The organism is Saccharospirillum sp., assembly GCF_039982735.1.
In the GTDB taxonomy this organism is placed as follows: Bacteria; Pseudomonadota; Gammaproteobacteria; order Pseudomonadales; family Natronospirillaceae; genus Saccharospirillum.
Window position 1 is genome coordinate 25,803 of the sequence record NZ_JBDWXV010000025.1, and the last position, 17,601, is coordinate 43,403.

At 56.8% G+C, this 17,601-nt stretch carries 12 protein-coding genes; 4 read left to right on the forward strand and 8 right to left on the reverse strand.

What is annotated here, in order from left to right:
• The first annotated feature begins 4 nt into the window (after window positions 1-4).
• On the forward strand, window positions 5-580 hold the full coding sequence (locus ABJT94_RS20440) for a hypothetical protein (protein ID WP_348476597.1): 576 nt from the start codon (window positions 5-7) through the stop codon (window positions 578-580).
• Here the strand turns inward: ABJT94_RS20440 and gcvT are convergent.
• Both gcvT and ABJT94_RS20450 read right to left on the reverse strand, forming a co-directional pair.
• Entirely contained in the window at window positions 568-1,695 is a 1,128-nt protein-coding gene (gcvT, locus tag ABJT94_RS20445) for a glycine cleavage system aminomethyltransferase GcvT (protein ID WP_348476598.1), read from the reverse strand. The genes ABJT94_RS20440 and gcvT overlap by 13 nt on opposite strands.
• A 529-nt stretch (window positions 1,696-2,224) precedes the next feature.
• The gene (locus tag ABJT94_RS20450; protein ID WP_348476717.1) at window positions 2,225-2,818 is read right to left on the reverse strand and encodes an XRE family transcriptional regulator; all 594 of its coding nucleotides are present in this window, start codon (window positions 2,816-2,818) and stop codon (window positions 2,225-2,227) included.
• A 341-nt stretch (window positions 2,819-3,159) separates the two neighbouring features.
• Between ABJT94_RS20450 and gcvH the strand changes: the two genes are divergently transcribed.
• The 3 genes from gcvH to ABJT94_RS20465 all read left to right on the forward strand — a co-directional run bounded on the left by gcvH (window position 3,160) and on the right by ABJT94_RS20465 (window position 7,840).
• Window positions 3,160-3,555 carry a glycine cleavage system protein GcvH gene (gcvH, locus tag ABJT94_RS20455; protein WP_348476599.1) on the forward strand — a complete coding sequence of 132 codons (396 nt, stop codon included), beginning with the start codon at window positions 3,160-3,162 and terminating at the stop codon, window positions 3,553-3,555.
• Between the two features lie 227 nt (window positions 3,556-3,782).
• Window positions 3,783-6,662 carry an aminomethyl-transferring glycine dehydrogenase gene (gcvP, locus tag ABJT94_RS20460; RefSeq protein WP_348476600.1) on the forward strand — a complete coding sequence of 960 codons (2,880 nt, stop codon included), beginning with the start codon at window positions 3,783-3,785 and terminating at the stop codon, window positions 6,660-6,662.
• A 95-nt stretch (window positions 6,663-6,757) separates the two neighbouring features.
• Complete coding sequence (locus ABJT94_RS20465; RefSeq protein WP_348476601.1) at window positions 6,758-7,840, forward strand: sensor domain-containing diguanylate cyclase; 1,083 nt, start codon at window positions 6,758-6,760, stop codon at window positions 7,838-7,840.
• A gap of 7 nt (window positions 7,841-7,847) precedes the next feature.
• Here ABJT94_RS20465 and ABJT94_RS20470 read toward each other — a convergent pair whose 3' ends face one another.
• From ABJT94_RS20470 to ABJT94_RS20495, 6 genes are all read right to left on the reverse strand, one after another.
• The gene (locus tag ABJT94_RS20470; RefSeq protein WP_348476602.1) at window positions 7,848-9,443 is read right to left on the reverse strand and encodes a methyl-accepting chemotaxis protein; all 1,596 of its coding nucleotides are present in this window, start codon (window positions 9,441-9,443) and stop codon (window positions 7,848-7,850) included.
• 175 nt (window positions 9,444-9,618) lie between these two features.
• Window positions 9,619-11,676, reverse strand: a complete 2,058-nt coding sequence (locus ABJT94_RS20475; protein ID WP_348476603.1) for an EAL domain-containing protein — start codon at window positions 11,674-11,676, stop codon at window positions 9,619-9,621.
• Window positions 11,677-11,703: 27 nt separating this feature from the next.
• A complete protein-coding gene (locus tag ABJT94_RS20480; RefSeq protein ID WP_348476604.1) occupies window positions 11,704-13,257 on the reverse strand; it encodes a PAS domain-containing methyl-accepting chemotaxis protein in 1,554 nt (517 codons plus the stop codon).
• 447 nt (window positions 13,258-13,704) lie between these two features.
• Entirely contained in the window at window positions 13,705-15,039 is a 1,335-nt protein-coding gene (locus ABJT94_RS20485; protein WP_348476605.1) for a DEAD/DEAH box helicase, read from the reverse strand.
• 429 nt (window positions 15,040-15,468) lie between these two features.
• Window positions 15,469-17,127, reverse strand: a complete 1,659-nt coding sequence (locus tag ABJT94_RS20490; protein ID WP_348476606.1) for a tannase/feruloyl esterase family alpha/beta hydrolase — start codon at window positions 17,125-17,127, stop codon at window positions 15,469-15,471.
• A gap of 57 nt (window positions 17,128-17,184) precedes the next feature.
• A complete protein-coding gene (locus ABJT94_RS20495) occupies window positions 17,185-17,601 on the reverse strand; it encodes a thioesterase family protein (protein WP_348476608.1) in 417 nt (138 codons plus the stop codon).

The window sequence follows — 17,601 nt, forward strand, 5'->3', positions numbered from 1 at the left end:
GCGCATGCGTTTTCGTCTGATCCCGCTGGTTTTGATCACCCTGTTGACCGGTTGCAGCGCCTTGCAACCTTCGGGGTCTATGGTACCGGCGGTTTCCACACCGTCGATTACGCTGCCATTGGTAGCCAGTTGGTATAACGGTCAGGTGTATTATTACGTAACCACCGATGCCTGGCCCAGAAACATGGCCATCGCAAAGGGCGCCAACTTCACTCCCCGCTTTCGCGATGCCATTCCGCCCCGCCCCAAACCACCGGGGCTGAAGACCATTCTGGAGAGGATCTACACCTTTCCGGGCGGCGAGCAGATCAACATCATCCCCTCCGCCCCCGAACCGATTGGCCCGACCAGCAATAACCGGCCCTACAGCCCTGTCTGGCAGATGATGGAAGTACGCTGGCTGATGCCTGAACACCGGCAAGAGCTGAAGTCGGAAGCAGAACTGCTCGATGCGGAGGCAGAAGGCTGGGTAGCACTGACGCTGACTGAGGTTATTGTAAACTGCGCGGTGGTCGCCGATGCCGAGGGTAACCGGCTGCCAGGCAGCCAGTTACACGGTTTACCCGCTCAGCCGCGGTAGTAGCGCTGTTCGACAAAGGGCATGCGGCTGACGGTCATCGGCAGGCGCTTGCCCCGCACTTCGGCAAACACCTCGGTTTCCAGAGCGCTGAAGGGCGTTTCCACGTAGCCCATGGCAATAGACGCTTCGGCACTCGGCCCAAAGGTGCCGCTGGTCACAACGCCAATACGATCGCCTTCAGCACTGAACAGTTCCGTGCCTTCGCGAACCGGCGCCCGCCCTGCTCCGACCAGGCCAACCCGTTTGCGTTGCCAGTCTTTGTTCGCGATCTGCGCCAGAATTACCTCAGCCCCCAGGAAACCGCCCGGACGGTCGCCATCGGCACGGCGCGGCTTGCTAATCGCCCAGATCAGGCTGCCTTCGAGTGGCGTGGTGGTGGTATCAATATCATGCCCATACAAGCAGAGGCCGCTTTCCAGGCGCAATGAATCCCGCGCGCCCAGGCCGATCAGTTCGACTTCAGGCTCGTCCAGAAGGCGCCGGACCAGACGGTCGGCATCGGCCGCCGGAATGGAGATTTCATAGCCGTCTTCACCGGTATAGCCACTGCGCGAGACATAGCACTCCACGCCATCGAGCGTTAGCTGCCAGTTATCCATAAACACCATTCTGGCGACGGCCGGCTCATACCGCGCCAGCACGTCCACCGCCTTCGGCCCCTGCAGCGCTACCAGCGCCCGGTCGTCGAGCCGCTCCAGCGTTACCCCGCTTCCCAAATGCGCTTCAAGGTGGGCAATATCCGCTTCCTTGCAAGCCGCATTCACGACCAGATACAGACAATCTTCATAGCGGGTGACCATCAGGTCATCCAGAATACCGCCGGTCTCGCTGGTAAAAATGGCATACCGCTGCTTGCCCACAGGCAAGTCGATAATGTCGACCGGCACCAGTTTCTCCAGCTCAGCCGCAGCCTGCTCACCATGCAATTTCAACTGACCCATGTGCGAGACATCAAACAACCCGGCCGCAGACCGGGTGTGCAGGTGCTCTTGCTTCACCCCAAGCGGGTACTGCACAGGCATGGAATACCCGGCAAACGGAACCATTCGGGCACCCATTTCAATATGCAGGTCAGTCAGCGGCGTGGTCTTCAGGGAGTCTGTATTGTCAGTCATAAGTCACCTGTTAGCGTGTGAGCAGACCCGAAGTCTACTCTGAAAAAATGGCGTGACCGGCATAATGCAACAACAAAACTGAGTTTCCAATAAGAAACATGGGGGAATGGTCCAGTGTCGTGCCGCGGTTCGGAGTTCAGTTCTACTACTGTGTCAATGGTCCGTGTCAGGCACCGGGTGGTCCTATACGGGGTCGGCGTAGATCCATCCATGGAGCCTAGACCGCAGCATCCATGCTGCGGACTTCCCCGTATAGGACCACCCGGCACCCGACACTCACACTGTGCGAACTCCGATACCTGAGTCCAGCTATTCAGCCAGGTTTAATAGGTACTGGATTAAACCACTTCAGACCAGCTTTGGCTGCCGGGTGCTGGGTTGGCGGGGCGTCGCTCCCCATGGATGGGGGGCGCCGAGCTTACACGGACGTACTTGCAGCGACCCGCCAAGCCAGTACCCGGTGGCCACAGCGACTTCTGCCTCAGGCTAAAATTCAACCACTCCCCAGGCAACCACCAAGGCAAACTCGCTAGGCCGTAACCCACAAAACCTCGGCATCCTGCTCGCTGGTTGAGACCAGGGCATGCCCCATGGTGCAGTCGTAGTAGGCGGAATCGCCTTCGCTGAGGGTGACGGGCTCGTAGAATTCGGTGTAGAACAGGAGGGTGCCTGAGAGGACATAGAGGAACTCTTCGCCTTCGTGGCGGATCCAGTCGCTGAATTCGTCGAAGGTGCGGGTGTGGACCCGGGTGCGGAACGGCACCATTTTCTTCTGGGTCAGTTGGGTGGCCAGCAGCTCGTGTTCGTAAGTGGGCGTTGGGTGGGGTTTGCCCTCGCCTTTGCGGGTAATGTCGCGACGGCCGCCGGCGCTGGCGCCAGTGCGGGGCCGGGCGAAAAGCTGGGGGATATCGATGCCGAGGCCGTGAACCAGTTTGTTGACGGCGCTGAAGGTGGGCGAGATTTGCTCGTTTTCGATTTTCGACAGCGTGGAACGGGCAAGCCCGGTGCGTTTGCTCGCTTCTTCGAGCGTCAGGTTCTGGCTCAGGCGGATGGCGCGAACGCGCTGGCCCAGTTGCAGCGGCTCCAGGGTGGCTTCGGTGGCGCTTTTGCGGGCTACACGCATGGCCTGGGTTTCGCCCTCGTGGGCGGTTCCCTGTTTGAGAAAAAGAGGTTCGTCTGGCATGCGTCTCAGGGCTCGCTGCGTGTGTGGCTAGTCTCGGCTAAGGCGCCGAGTATCGCACAGGCATTCCGGACTGGGAACGGCCGCTCCCTGATGGTCACCCTTTGTTTCCTATAAGAAATATTTGTTGTCATCGTGAAAGGCCATTGCTACCCTTTCTGCATAGATTACTGGCAACCCCACTACCTGTACCCGGGTTACCAACCAGAACCGGCGTCCGCGCCGGTTTCGTGTTTCTGGGCATACCAAACCTGACTTTCAGATCAACTTTTAAGGACACTCCAATGACCGCCATCCCTTCCGAACTGCGATACGCGAAAAGCCACGAGTGGGTACGCGACAACGGCGATGGCACCCTGACCGTGGGCATAACCGACCACGCCCAGACTCAGCTCGGTGATGTGGTCTTCGTTGAGTTGCCCGAGGTGGGCCAGGAACTGGCTGCAGGTGGCGAAGTCGCGGTGATTGAATCGGTCAAAGCCGCAAGCGACATCTACAGCCCGGTATCGGGCACTGTCACCAGCGTGAACGACCAGTTGGAAGATGCACCCGAGACCATCAACGAAGACTGCTACGAAGCTGGCTGGATTTTCACGCTGACACCCAGTGATGACACCGAACTGGATGCCCTGCTGACTGCGGATCAATACCAGGCAAGTACGACAGCTTCCGAGGCTTAATCCAGTTTAGTTCTATTGGGTGCCATGAGCCCGTTTCAGATACCGGGTATACCGCTCCAGGGTCGTGCGGGATGCCGCCCACTCAACCCTTCCATGGGGCCTAGACCGCAGCATCCCTGCTGCGGACTTCCCTGGATCGGTATACCCGGCACCTGACACTTAGGTCGCGCCAATTTCAATAACTGTGTTAATACAACCTTTTGCCAAACAACTTTTGAGGCTCCGCCATGAACGCCAAGTTGCCGCTCACTCAAAAACCCCTCGCCCAATTGGTGGGCGCCAGCTTTAGCCAGCGCCATATCGGGCCGGATGCGTCTGAACAGGCTGCGATGCTGACTACCCTGGGGCTGGCTAACGTCAGTGACCTGATCGACCAGACGGTGCCGGGTGCCATTCGTCTGCAACGGCCGCTGGCCGTTGAACCGGGCCTGAGTGAAATTGAGGCACTGGCTGAACTGAAGCAGATCGCCAGTCAGAACCAGGTGTTTCGCTCTTACATTGGCCAGGGCTATTACGATACCCAGTTGCCAGCGGTGATTGTGCGGAACGTGTTGGAAAACCCGGCCTGGTATACCGCCTATACGCCGTACCAGCCGGAAATTTCACAGGGCCGGTTGGAGTCGCTGCTTAACTTTCAGCAAATCATTATGGATTTGACCGGGCTGGATCTGGCCAATGCCTCTCTGCTCGATGAAGCCACGGCCGCTGCCGAGGCGATGACCCTGTGCCAGCGTGCCAACCGTCGCTGCAAGAGTAACGTCTTTTTTGTTGCCGACGATGTGCACCCGCAAACCTTGGCGGTGCTGGCAACCCGGGCCGAGCATTTTGGGTTTGAGTTGGTGGTGGCTCCGGCTGAGCAAATTAGCGAACACTCACCCTTTGGCGCCCTGTTCCAATACCCCGGTACCGATGGTCAGATTGCTGATTTGGGTGCTTTGATTACTAGCGCCAAAGCCCAGGGCGCCATGGTCGCCGTTGCCAGCGATTTGCTGGCGCTGATGGTGTTGAAATCGCCCGGTGAACTGGGCGCAGACATCGTGTTGGGCTCGGCCCAGCGCTTTGGTGTGCCCATGGGTTACGGTGGCCCGCATGCGGCGTTCTTTGCCGCCCGTGAAGACCTGAAACGCCAGGTGCCGGGCCGGATCATTGGGGTGTCGGTCGATAGCCGCGGCAACACCGCGCTGCGCATGGCCATGCAAACGCGCGAACAGCACATTCGCCGTGAAAAGGCGACGTCTAACATCTGCACGGCTCAGGCACTGCTGGCCAACCTGGCGGCATTTTATGCGGTGTACCATGGCCCCGAGGGACTGAAGACCATCGCTGAGCGGGTGCATCGGCTGACGGCCATTCTGGCGTTGGGGCTGCAGCAGAGCGGCATTACCGTGCCTGCTTCTTTCTTCGATACCATAACGCTAAGCGGATTCGATGCCAGCGTGCATGAACGTGCCCGCAGCAAATCGCTCAACCTGCGTGGTTTCAACGATGGCCGCATCGGCATCAGCCTGGATGAAACCACGACCGAGGCCGATTTGCTCGACTTGTTCTCGGTGTTACTCGGTGACGACCACGGTCTGAACATTGCGGAACTCGACGCCCAATTGCTGGCTGACACCAAGCTGGGCATCGACCCGGCCCAGCGCCGCACCGATGCGGTACTGACCCACCCGGTATTCAACCGCTACCACAGCGAAACCGAGATGCTGCGCTACATTCGCTCGCTGGAGAACAAGGATTACTCCCTGGTGCACGGCATGATTCCGCTCGGCTCTTGCACCATGAAGCTGAACGCCACCGCCGAGATGATTCCGGTGACCTGGCCGGAGTTTGCAAAACTGCACCCCTTTGCACCAGTCGAGCAAGCCCGGGGCTATGCTCAACTGCTGGCCGATCTGGAGCGGGATTTGGCGGAGATAACCGGTTATGACGCCATGTCGCTGCAACCGAATTCCGGTGCTCAGGGCGAATACGCGGGCTTGCTGGCGATTCGTCGTTATCAGCAGGCCATGGGCGAGGGCCAGCGCACGGTCTGCCTGATTCCTGCTTCTGCACACGGCACCAACCCGGCATCGGCGGCGATGATGAGCATGGATGTCGTGATCGTAAACTGCGACGACGAGGGCAATGTCGATCTGGCCGACCTTCGCGCCAAGGCGGAAGCGGCCGGCGACCGGCTCTCGGCTTGTATGATCACCTACCCTTCGACTCATGGTGTTTACGAGGAAGGCGTACGCGAGCTGTGCGACATCGTTCACCAGTTCGGTGGCCAGGTGTATCTCGATGGCGCCAACCTGAACGCTCAGGTCGGCCTGACCCAGCCCGGCTTCATCGGCTCGGACGTCTCGCACCTGAACCTGCACAAGACGTTTGCCATTCCGCACGGCGGCGGTGGCCCGGGCATGGGTCCGATCGGCGTGAAGGCGCACCTGGCACCCTACCTGCCAGGCCATTGCACGACGGAAGGCACTGGCGCGGTCTCCGCCGCGCCCTATGGCTCAGCCGGCATTCTGCCGATCACCTGGATGTATAATCGCATGCTCGGCCGCGAGGGTCTGCGCGAGTCGTCGGAAATTGCCATTCTGAACGCCAATTACATTGCCGAACGACTGAAAAACGATTATTCGGTGCTGTACCGGGGTCGGAACGGTCGTGTCGCTCACGAGTGCATTCTGGATATTCGGCCGTTAAAAGCCGAAACCGGCATCACCGAGGAAGACATCGCCAAACGCCTGATGGACTATGGCTTCCACGCCCCGACCATGAGTTTCCCGGTGCCGGGCACGCTGATGATCGAGCCAACCGAATCGGAATCTCAGGCCGAGCTGGACCGCTTCATTGAAGCCATGCAGGGCATTCGTGCGGAAATCGAAGCGGTTAAAAACGGTCAGTACAGCGAAGACCACAGCCCGTTACGCCTGGCGCCCCACACCCAGCAAGACCTGGTTGGCGACTGGGACAGACCCTACAGTCGGGAACAGGCGGTGTTCCCGACCGCCGCCACCCGCGCTGCCAAGTTCTGGCCAGCGGTTAACCGGGTCGACAACGTACACGGCGACCGCAACTTCATGTGCAGCTGCCCGGGAACCGACAGCTATCGAGTCTCGTAACGCGCGTAGAAGGTCATAACCGGGCGGCTGCAGCCCGGTTCGATCGGTGCTACATTAGCCAACACACTGTCTGCTGTAGTGTTGTGTCTATTCCCATGTCTGAACACTGGTCTACCCCCTGCAATGGGCCTTTGAAGCCCAACCCCGACTCTTCAGGCTTGTTTCTGGCCGTCTCACGCGCTGCCGGGTATTTGAACCATGATCGGGGTTGGCGACACGGGATTGAGAGTTTTCTGGCCGCGCTGGGAAGGGCAACATCATCAAACCGGGCCTGGATGTTCGAGGTGGTGGATCAGGGGCCTGACCACTACACCACCAAGTTCGTTTATGAGTGGGCGTCATCGCCCGAATACTCTGAAATCAACAAACCGCGATACGATCATCACCGGGTGAACATCAACACCGATGACCGGCGCGCCTTTTATGAATCACGCCTGAACGGTGAAGTCCTCAGGCATCACCGCAACTCAGTGGGCGCCTTTTTACGCCTCGAGTTTGAACTCCAGAACATACAGTCGATGCTCACCATCCCGATCATGGTCGATGGCACCTGGTGGGGCATTCTCGGTTTCGACGATTGCGACGCACCCCGTGACTATTCCGACAGTATGGTGGCCGCCCTGGAAATTGCTGCAACACTGATTACCAATGGCATCTTACGTGACCGTCTGGAATGGGAAGTTAACCACGACCACCTGACCGGTCTGCACAACCGCCGGGCACTGATTCAACGCATTGAGCGTTCACTGCTAACCTCGCCCGACCTCGGTTCACTGATTATTATTGATCTCGACGACTTCAAACATATCAATGACACCCTCGGTCACCAGGCCGGGGATGCCGCTTTGAAGGCCGTGGCCAACTTGCTGAGCTCAGCATTGCCCAAAGGAGCAACGCTTTCCCGCTTTGGGGGTGAAGAGTTTGCGCTATGGCTACCAGCAGACGGCAATGCCGCCTGTGCGCTGGCTGAAAACATGCGCGAGAAACTCGAGCACCTCGACATTCACTGGCAGAGCTCAGACATGGCCATTCGTGCCAGCTTCGGAGTGGCGCAAATGCGCCCTTGCCCGCACCCAGAGACAACGCAGGTTCTGTTCGACAAGGTTTTCGCCCGGGCCGACCGGGCGCTGTTCGAGGCCAAAACCGGCGGACGCAATCAGGTGGTTTATACCGACTGACGGCTGATCACGCCGACTTCAACTTGAACTGGCCAGCCAATTCCTGAAGCTCCACACTCAGGCGACTGAGCTCCTGGTTCGATTGCAGCGTTTCCTCACTGGCGGTTGCTGTCTGATCGGCCGACTCTGAGATGCTGAGAATATTACGGCTGATGTCTTCCGCGACGGCACTCTGCTGGGTTACTGCGGCTGCAATTTGCTGATTCATGTCCTGAATTTGGGTAACGGCTTCGGTGATCGACTTGAACGCTTCCCGGGCCTGAGTAGCCGGCCCTTTGGTCGCATCGGCCCGCTCGGAGCTGAGTTTCATTTTTTCGGCCGTGCTCTGGGCTTTCTTCTGCAACTTGGTGATCAGCGCTTCGATTTTTTCGGTCGATTCCTGAGTGCGCTTCGACAGGCCGCGCACTTCATCCGCCACCACAGCGAAGCCGCGCCCTGCGTCACCCGCTCGTGCTGCTTCAATGGCTGCGTTCAAGGCCAGCAGGTTGGTTTGCTCGGCGATACCGGCAATGACATCGAGCACGGTGCCAATCTTATCGCTGTCTTCTTTCAGTTCCACAATAGTCTGAGTTGCTTCTTCCACTTCGTCGGCCAGCTCTTCAGTCTGTTTGATGTTATTGCGCACCAGACCACCCCCTTCACGGGTGAGCCGTTCGCACTCCTGCGCTGAACTCGACGCTTCTTCAGCATTTTGCGCAACTTCCCGCACCGTTGCCGTCATCTCATTCATGGCTGTCGCAACCTGGTCGGTTTCATTCTTTTGTTCCGTAATAACCCGGGTACTCTCCTGAGCAACAGACGACATTTGCTCGCTGGCTGACGCCAGTTGTGTAATGCCGTTACCCAGCCGGCCGATCAACTCTTGCAAGCTGTGAATCATGGTGTTGGTGGCCTTCATCAACACGCCCATTTCATCGGTGCGCCGAGTCACCAGTTCCTGGTCGAGATCGCCCTCGGCCAGGTTCGTCATTACGTCAACCAGCCGCGACAACGGCTGACTGATCATAGCGGTAATGACGACCGCGATGAGTATACCCAGCGCCAGCGCCAGAGCAGTGACAAGCACAATGGTTTGAATGGATTGGGCGACCGTTCCATCAACTTCGCTGTCTTTGCTCATGATATAGTCATCGATGATCGCCTGCATGGCCAGGGCGCTGCTAACCAGCGAATCGTTATACTCCTCCATCTGTGCTTCACTTACGCCAGCCTCAAAACCACTGACCAGCAAGGTAAAGTTGTTTGCGTACTGGTCCAGCTCTTCCAGCACGTTTTGCATCACCGGAGCGGTACGCGGATCCACTGCTGTTTCTATCAAAGCATTCGCGTCGGTACGCAACACCGCGAGCTGAGCTTCGACTTCGTCAAGATACTGTGCTTCACGGGTCAACTCATAGGATTTTTCCGCAATGCGGGTATTGGCTATACGTTCGCCCATAGCATCAAACAATCTGAGACGCTGATACTCTTCAGTCACGAGATTGAGATTCTGATAGCCGGTTAAAGCAATGCCGGCGGTCAAAAATAGAACCAGACCGAAACCACCAAACAATTTAATTCGGGTAGACAGGTTGTAAAAAGGTTGAGTAATGCGATCGAACATAGCCATCATCCTTCGGTCTATTTGTCTGACAAAAAGTCTTATGACAGTAAAACGTAGCAGATGGCATAGCTTATGATAGGGTTGATGCCATCATTCTCATTCAAATAATTTGAATCGAAGAAACATAAACCACTTTACCATGGTGGGTGAAGGAGTCCGGCAGTGTGATGTCTGCTTAGGAAAACCCTCCCATTAGGTCGGCCATAGGAAACGGTCGATCAAACCAAAAGCCCTGACCATAGTCGCATCCCAATCGCAAAAGAGCCTCAACTTGCTCAGGTTGTTCAATGCCTTCAGCGATCACTGACAGGGACAATGAACGGGCAATCGACATGATTCCCTCAATCATCTGATAGCCGGAGTCGGTCAGTATCTCGTCGACAAATACTTTATCGATCTTGATACCGGTCACCGGCAGATTTTTCAGATAGCCGAGCGATGAATAGCCAGTCCCAAAATCATCGATGTCGATTTTGACGCCTCGCTCTTTGAACTGACGCAAATGATTGAGAACGTCGCCACCCGGCTTGACCAGACTGCCTTCCGTGATTTCAAGCACCAGATCGGCCGGTGACAGTTGCCACAGGTCGAGGCTCTGGTTAACCAGCGATAGCAGTGACACATCAGAGAAATGATCGGCAGTGATGTTGACCGCGATTGGCAACACCGGTTTGCCCTCCTGATTCCGCTGCGCGAGGTGATGCACGACCTGATTGATCATGAAGCGGTCAAGTTCTTTACCCAGCCCGATAGCCTCGGCGATGGGAATAAATTCGGCGGGTGAAACGAAGCTGCTGTCCGACCGAGGCCATCGAACCAGGGCTTCAAAGCCAACCCGCTGGCCTGTTTTCAGCGCCACCTTGGGTTGCAGGTAGACCTCCAACTGGTCGTTTTGCAAGGCTGACCGCAATGCCTGTTCGATGTCCATGCTTCTGGTCAGGCGGGCGTGATTATCCGGGTTGTAGAAACCGATGTTGATGTCGATACCAGCCTCCATCATTGCTGCTTCGGACCACTGAATCAGTTCGGATATTTTGTCGGTGTCCTGCGGACAAAGGCAGATGCCTGCCCGGCCTGAAAGGCGCACAATTTCGGAGTGCATGGCGTACGGTTCCTCCATCAACGCCACAATACTGCGCACGATCCGTGTCACTTCCTCATGATCTGACCCCGGTACAACAGCAATCAGATGGCTACCACTCATTCGCGCGCAGAGACTGTCCACAGGCAGTGCCGACTCGAGACGGCGCGCTAACCAGGTCAGTATCCGGTCACCTTCTTCATAACCGTAACGCTGATTAACAATGCCAAAACGAGAATAGGAAATAGCCGCGACCGCACAGGTCGAATGGGTATTGATCCAGGCAGGGAACTGCTTAATCAGGGCTTCTTTGGTCAGGAAGCCCGTGAGTGCATCATGTGTCTCCAGGTACTCGGCTTCCTGGCGGGCTTCGTGAACCTCATCCATCAGCTTATGCCGGGCACTGAGGTCATGACAGATGCCAATAAATGTACGGGCTCCTTCGACCATGGCCTCACCTACCGATAGATGCATCGGAAAGGTGGTTCCGTCTTTCCTAAGACCCGAGACCTCACGACCTATGCCGATGATCCGTGCAGGGCCACCTTCCAGATAATGTCTGATGTACTGGTCGTGCCTGTGCCCGTATTCGGCCGGCATCAACACAGAGACATTGCGCCCAACCACCTCGGCAGAAGACCAGCCAAACAAGGATTGGGCCGCGGCATTAAATGCCTGAATCAACCCGCCTTCATCAATTGTCACAATGCCATCAGCTGCGGCATCGAACAATGCGTTTTGCACCAGTTGGAGCCGGTGCAAGTCCTGTTCGATCTTCTGCTGTGCTCTCAGGTCACGGCAAAAGGCGAGATACCAGGTTCCGTCGGTCAAAGCCGCTTCAGCGACGGTCAAGTGGATCGGGAATTCCTGTGCTTCGGAGTCTACCGCTGTCACAATTCGGCTCTGCCCGATGATGCCGGGCTGGCCCGTCGTCTGGTACCGGTTCAGGAACCCATCGTGCAGATCGGCCATCGCGTGAGGCATCAGCTGCCTGACGTTAGTGCCGTTTAAATAACCCGGCGAGTAGAGAAACAACCGCTCGGCGGACTGACTGGCACGAATGATGTTGCCCTGAGTGTCTGAAATAATAACGGCGTCAGGTGAAACCGCCATTATCGACTCGAACAAGGTGTCCTGGTCGATTCGTATCATGCATACTCAAATTTCATGTGTCAGTGGCTATCGTTTAAACCGGTTGACCAGCTCATCCAGGTCCTGGGCGACTCTATGAACCTGACCGATTCGCTCAGCCGCGTGCGTTGATAAATCGGTATTGCTCGATGCCAGGTTTGAAATGGTTACAATTTGCTGATTGATTTGTTCCGACACCTGCGCCTGCTCCTCAACCGCTGCCGCCATTTCCTGAGACATACTGGCAATGCCGTCGACTGAGGCGGCAATGCCATCGAGTTTATCGGATGAAATCGCGACCTGTTTCAACCCCTCTTCGGCATCTTTCTGTCCTTCACTCGCCACGGTAATCGCCTGCTTGGCGCGGTTTTTCAGTTCGGCAATGATTGAATGAATTTCCTGTGTCGACCCCTGGGTGCGTTGTGCCAGTTGACGCACCTCATCGGCTACAACCGCAAAGCCACGGCCCGATTCGCCAGCCCGTGCTGCTTCGATGGCGGCGTTCAATGCCAACAGGTTAGTCTGCTCTGCGATTTGTTCAATGATCTGGGCCGCACCCATGATGGTTTCCGTTTGTTTCGACAAATCGCCAACCGCTTTGCTGATGCCATCCACCTTGGTTTTCAATTGTTCAATAACTTGATGGGTTTTGCGAGAAACCGAAGCACCCTCTGAGGCTAGCCCGCTGGCTTCCTCGGCTTTATGGGCGGTTTGCTGAACGTGATTGGATACTTCGTTGATGGTGGCTGTCATCTGATTCATCGCGGCAGCCACCTGATCGGATTCGTCCTGTTGCTTGCGCATTTCAGACTGGGCTTCCGTGGCCATGCTCAGTGCATCGGAAGCATCGCGGCTGGCCCGTATCGACGCATCCTGAATGCGGGTCAGCACGGTATCCAGATGCGCTTGCTCGCTCATAATGGCAACTTTCAACCGGCCCAGATCACGGGCATCATCGGTGTAACTCTTTACTGCCAGATCGTGTTTAAACGATTTGCCCAACATTTTATTGAGCCCGGCCATCAGCGAACGACGGGACAGCAGCCACCAGCATGACAAGGCCATGAGCGAGAACAATACGACGCCATAAGCCAGTGCAGGCTGATTTGACGCAAAGAGTGCCAGCGACACCAAAACCATAATGGCAGTTGCCATGGTTTGCCGGGGCGGCAACGCCGGGCCAGGTTTAAAACCAGAGTTTTTTATTTTGCGATAGAGTTTTTCAGCGCGCTCTACATCGCTACGCTCGGGGACACGACGAACCGATTCATAACCGATGACGGTGCCGTTATCGGTAACCGGGGTAACATAAGCATTCACCCAATAGTAATCACCGTTTTTACAGCGGTTCTTAACCAGGCCCATCCAGGGCTGGTTGGCCTTCAGATGCGACCACATGACTTCATAGGCTTCTGACGGCATGTCCGGATGACGGATGATGTTATGGGGCTGGCCGATAAGCTCTTCCCGGGTAAAGCCGCTGACGCGCTCAAAGGCATCGTTGCAGTGTTTTATTCGACCTTTCAGATCAGTGGACGAAATCAGTTTTTCGTCTGTTGAGAACGAAATTTCCTTATCGGTGACCGGTTGATTATTTCTCACTACTTCCTCCAATGCCTGCTAACAGGCGAACACTTCTGTCCTATCCCGGTATCGCCATCTCGTTTCAGAGACTGAAGGCGGTAAAGATCGCGATTATTCGGCACAGCATCCGGGCGGAACGCTTCGGGCACACTGATTACAACTGCCACTGTAACGCATACTATCGGCCTGGTTATTAGCCCCTTTAGTTCTGTTTTTTAATTTAGTCGGCAGAGTAATAGATCATCAGGGTAGAGGGTGACAACCAACCTGATTATCGGGATGCGCGATGTTGGTAGGTATAGACCAGCGTTTGGCATTGAGCAAAAACTAAACTGAAATAGGTTCGAGGGATGTAACACTAGGAGGCATTTACTGTTTCTTCTGGATGTTGGCGGGTAGATCAGGAAAGACCAAAAAAAAACGGGCTACCGGGCGAGTAACTCGCACCGGTAACCCGACAGTACATCAGGCCGAGGCAGAACTGCGCGGGCGTGCAGGTCTTGGCTTGCGACGTACGGTTGGCTTGTTGGCCGATGAATCTGAACGGCGGTCGTTGCGATCACCGGACGAACGGCCCTGGCTGTTGCCATTGCGCGGCGATTGCGGCCGGCTTGGGCGTGAACTGCTCGCCGGGCGCTTGCTGCTGGCGCGACCTTCCGGTACCCGTTGATCGGGTTCAAAACCTTCAACTTCAGTGCGTTCGATGCGCTGACTGGTCAGCTTTTCGATGCCGGCCAGAAAATCCGCTTCATCAGCACTGACCAGTGAAATGGCTTTGCCTGAGGCACCGGCACGGCCGGTACGGCCGATGCGGTGTACGTAGTCTTCGGCGATGTTGGGCAAGTCGAAATTCACGACCTGCGGCAGCTGGTCGATGTCCAAACCCCGGGCAGCAATGTCGGTGGCGACCAGAATGCTGACTTTACCGGCTTTAAAGTTGGCCAGCGCCTTGGTACGTGCACCCTGACTCTTGTTGCCGTGAATAGCCGCAGCCCGAATGTCGTTCTTTTCCAGAAATTCGGTCAGTTTGTTGGCACCATGCTTGGTGCGGGTGAACACCAGAGCCTGTTTCCAACCGCCATCATGGATCAGCTTGGCCAGCAGGGCAGGCTTACGCTTTTTATCAACCGGATGCACTTCCTGTGTCACCGTAGCCGCTGTGGTGTTGCGCGGTGTCACGGAGATTTCAACCGGATCGTTCACCAGGCCTTTGGCCAGGGTGCGAATTTCCGGAGAGAAGGTGGCCGAGAACAAGAGGTTCTGGCGTTCTTTGGGCAACACGGCCAGAATTTTCTTGATGTCGTTGATGAAACCCATGTCGAGCATGCGGTCGGCTTCGTCGAGCACCAGGACTTCCAGTTGCTTGAAATTCACCGCACGCTGGTTGAACAAGTCGAGCAGACGACCGGGTGTCGCCACCAGGATGTCTGCGCCTTTGCGCAGGGCCATCATTTGCGGGTTAATTTTAACGCCGCCGAAAACAACGGTGGAGCTCAGGTTCAGGTGGCGGCCGTAGGTGACGACGCTTTCCTGAATCTGGGCAGCCAGTTCGCGGGTTGGGGTCAGAATCAGAGCGCGGGTGCTGTTGCTGCGGGCACGTTCGCCGTCAGCAAGGCGTTGCAACAGGGGCAGGGTAAAGCCTGCGGTTTTGCCGGTGCCGGTTTGGGCAGCGGCCATCACATCACGGCCGGACAGTACGGCGGGGATCGCCTGGGCCTGAATGGGTGACGGTGTATCATAGCCTTGGTCGGCCACGGCTTTCTGCAGTGGCAATGACAGGCCGAGAGAGGCAAAGCTCATAGTTCGGAGGTTCTCTATTTAAAAGACAAAGATGGGTGACCCATCCTTTTAACAGGCAGGTCGCGGCGCCCGTTTTTGAGCGGCGGTGCAGCTTACAGGAAGGGGCTGCAGAACGCCATGTTTGGGTAGGTAATAGACTGGTCTGGTGGCGCCAAGAATTAGAAATTCGCTGGGTAACTTGGCTTAGTGGTCACTGTTTCTTCGGTGGCTGGCGGACCACCGGGTACACCTATTGGAGGTACGCCGTGCCTACATCCATGTAGGCTCGGAGACCGCATCCATGCGGTCTAACGACCCCCAATAGGTGCACCCGGTGGTCCTAGATCATCTCAGGTTAAGTTATCTCGTATTTCTAACCCATGGCGGTTGAGCCCGAGGTTACAAATTGAAACCTAACCCGCTTCTTGGATCTTAACAGTAATACGTCGACTACTTCTCGCACGCAAAGCTAGCAGCCGAAGCTTCATTACCACCTGTGTATCTCGCTACTTGTGGGTAGGGGCAGAGCTTACGCTCTACCTGGCCCAGTTGCGCCATGGCATCGTCATTGCCGGGCATTACGCCTGCAACCACGGCGTCAGGCACCTTACCCTGTTCGACCCAGTCAACCAGGGCGGTGAAGAAGTCGAAATCATCCACCGTGGGGCCGCCCGCTCCGTGTGGCATGCCGGGTACGCGGTAGTAGCGGGCAAAGGCTTCGGCCTGGTCGTTGTTGTTGGCGTCGAGTTTCCGGTACCAGTTTGTGGTGTCGTTGACGGAGAACACCGGGTCGCTGACGCCGTGGAAGATCAGCATCTTGCCGCCCTGGTTGTTGAAGTCGGCCAGGGTGGGGTTTTCTGAATCGGGTGGGGTCATGTAGTCCATGGCCGATTCTGTGTAGCGGTCGGTAGTGGCGTAGATTTTCGGGGCGTCGCTGTCGAAGTCGAAGTCGAGCAGGTACTGCTCAAGCGCCTGGGGGGTGCCAGCCACTTCGATCGGCGGCGTGGTAAACAGCTGCGCCAGTGAGGCGGAACCCATTACGCCGATCAGGGGCTGATTGTTCCAGGGCGGAATCGGGGTTTCCAGTTTCCAGAAACGCCAGTCGCCGGAACCGATGCCGATGTCCCAGGGCCAGTCACTGTACAGCGGCACACCCTGGGAGTTGACCGGGCCGTTGTGAATCGCTGTCAGGGCCGCGACCTGGGCTTTACTCAGGCAGTGGCCGGTCATGGCGGCATCGCATTGCAGGGATTCAATGTTGAAGGTTGTCTGGCAGGCATCGGTGTCGGCGATGTAGCCGTCTTCGAGCCCGTCCAGTGAATCACAGGCCTGAGCTATGCCGTCGGCCACGGCTTTTAATTGCTCACGGCTAAAGGCGGTTCTTACGTCGCCATTAATGGCTTTGAAAGCCTGAATATCCCAGGCGTGTTGCACCGCGGCCCGGGGCAGGTTGAAGCCGGGGTAGCCGACCAGCAAGCCATCGAAGGCTTCGGGCATGCGCGAGGCCGCGACCATGGCATGACGTCCGCCGTTGGACCCGCCCACACCATAGGTGTAGTCGATGCGGTCGTCGTAATAGGTTTCTACCAGGGTGGTGGCCAGCGGGTGCAGTTTGCTGACGGCGGAGTAGCCGTAATCGCGACGGGCTTCCGGGTCGAAACCAAAGCGGGCGCCACCGGCGAGGCCAGCGTCGGGGTTAGCATCACCGGCGTGGCCAGCGTCACTGGACACCACGGCATAGCCGCGGTTCAGGGCGGTATCAGATTCATCGCCGCCTTTGAGTTCGCCCACCGCCGGGACGACCGAGCCGTCGTTGCCACCATTGAACTGGTGAACAAAGCGCTGGTTCCAGTCGTTGGGCAAGCGCAGTTCAAAGCTGATCTGGTAGTCTTTGCCATCGGCCCCGGTACGAGCGTGGGCAGCCCCCAGAATGCGGCAGTGGTCGACGGCAAAGCCTTCACCAGCGCCAACGGTTTCGATTTGGCTGATGGACAGATCGGCGCTTTCCAGAGCAGCAATACTGTCATTCGTGCAGGCCAGGCCTGCGGCGAAAGCGGGTGCGGTGCCAGCTGCTAGCAGGCTGGCGAGCAGGGTTATTTTAGGTTTCACAAACATCTCCTTCTTGTTGTTGTCGTGTTTTGTCGAGTCGTGTTATTCGATCATTACTCAGCGGTTGAACGCCTGTATCACTTCCTGGGGAATGGGTTGGGATTTGATCTTGTCAGGGTCTTCCGGGTCTTTACCAACCCAGACGCGGGTTTCGAACCCTTCGACGGCCAGGGTATCGCCTTTCAGAATGCGGTGATGCACATCGAAACTGCTGCGCCGGAATTCGGTAATGGTCGATTCAATGACCACGTCTTCGCCGAAGTGCGACGGAATGTAGAATTTCGAACGCGTATCAACCATGGGAATACCGACCATATTAAATTGCTTCAACATGTCGAATTTCGGGAAGCCCGCCTTGGCAAAAAGCTTGCCGGTGCAGGCATCGAAGTAGGCAAAATAACGCGGGTAAAACACGATGCCAGCCGGGTCGCAATCACCCCATTCGATGGTTTGTGTGTGTCGGTTAATGAGCAT

Bases quoted from the DNA above. Each gene is read 5' to 3' on its own strand.
- ABJT94_RS20440 (WP_348476597.1), top strand. From the start codon at position 5: ATGCGTTTTCGTCTGATCCCGCTGGTTTTGATCACCCTGTTGACCGGT.
- gcvT (WP_348476598.1), bottom strand. From the start codon at position 1,695: ATGACTGACAATACAGACTCCCTGAAGACCACGCCGCTGACTGACCTG.
- ABJT94_RS20450 (WP_348476717.1), bottom strand. From the start codon at position 2,818: ATGCGTGTAGCCCGCAAAAGCGCCACCGAAGCCACCCTGGAGCCGCTG.
- gcvH (WP_348476599.1), top strand. From the start codon at position 3,160: ATGACCGCCATCCCTTCCGAACTGCGATACGCGAAAAGCCACGAGTGG.
- gcvP (WP_348476600.1), top strand. From the start codon at position 3,783: ATGAACGCCAAGTTGCCGCTCACTCAAAAACCCCTCGCCCAATTGGTG.
- ABJT94_RS20465 (WP_348476601.1), top strand. From the start codon at position 6,758: ATGTCTGAACACTGGTCTACCCCCTGCAATGGGCCTTTGAAGCCCAAC.
- ABJT94_RS20470 (WP_348476602.1), bottom strand. From the start codon at position 9,443: ATGTTCGATCGCATTACTCAACCTTTTTACAACCTGTCTACCCGAATT.
- ABJT94_RS20475 (WP_348476603.1), bottom strand. From the start codon at position 11,676: ATGATACGAATCGACCAGGACACCTTGTTCGAGTCGATAATGGCGGTT.
- ABJT94_RS20485 (WP_348476605.1), bottom strand. From the start codon at position 15,039: ATGAGCTTTGCCTCTCTCGGCCTGTCATTGCCACTGCAGAAAGCCGTG.
- ABJT94_RS20495 (WP_348476608.1), bottom strand. From the start codon at position 17,601: ATGCTCATTAACCGACACACACAAACCATCGAATGGGGTGATTGCGAC.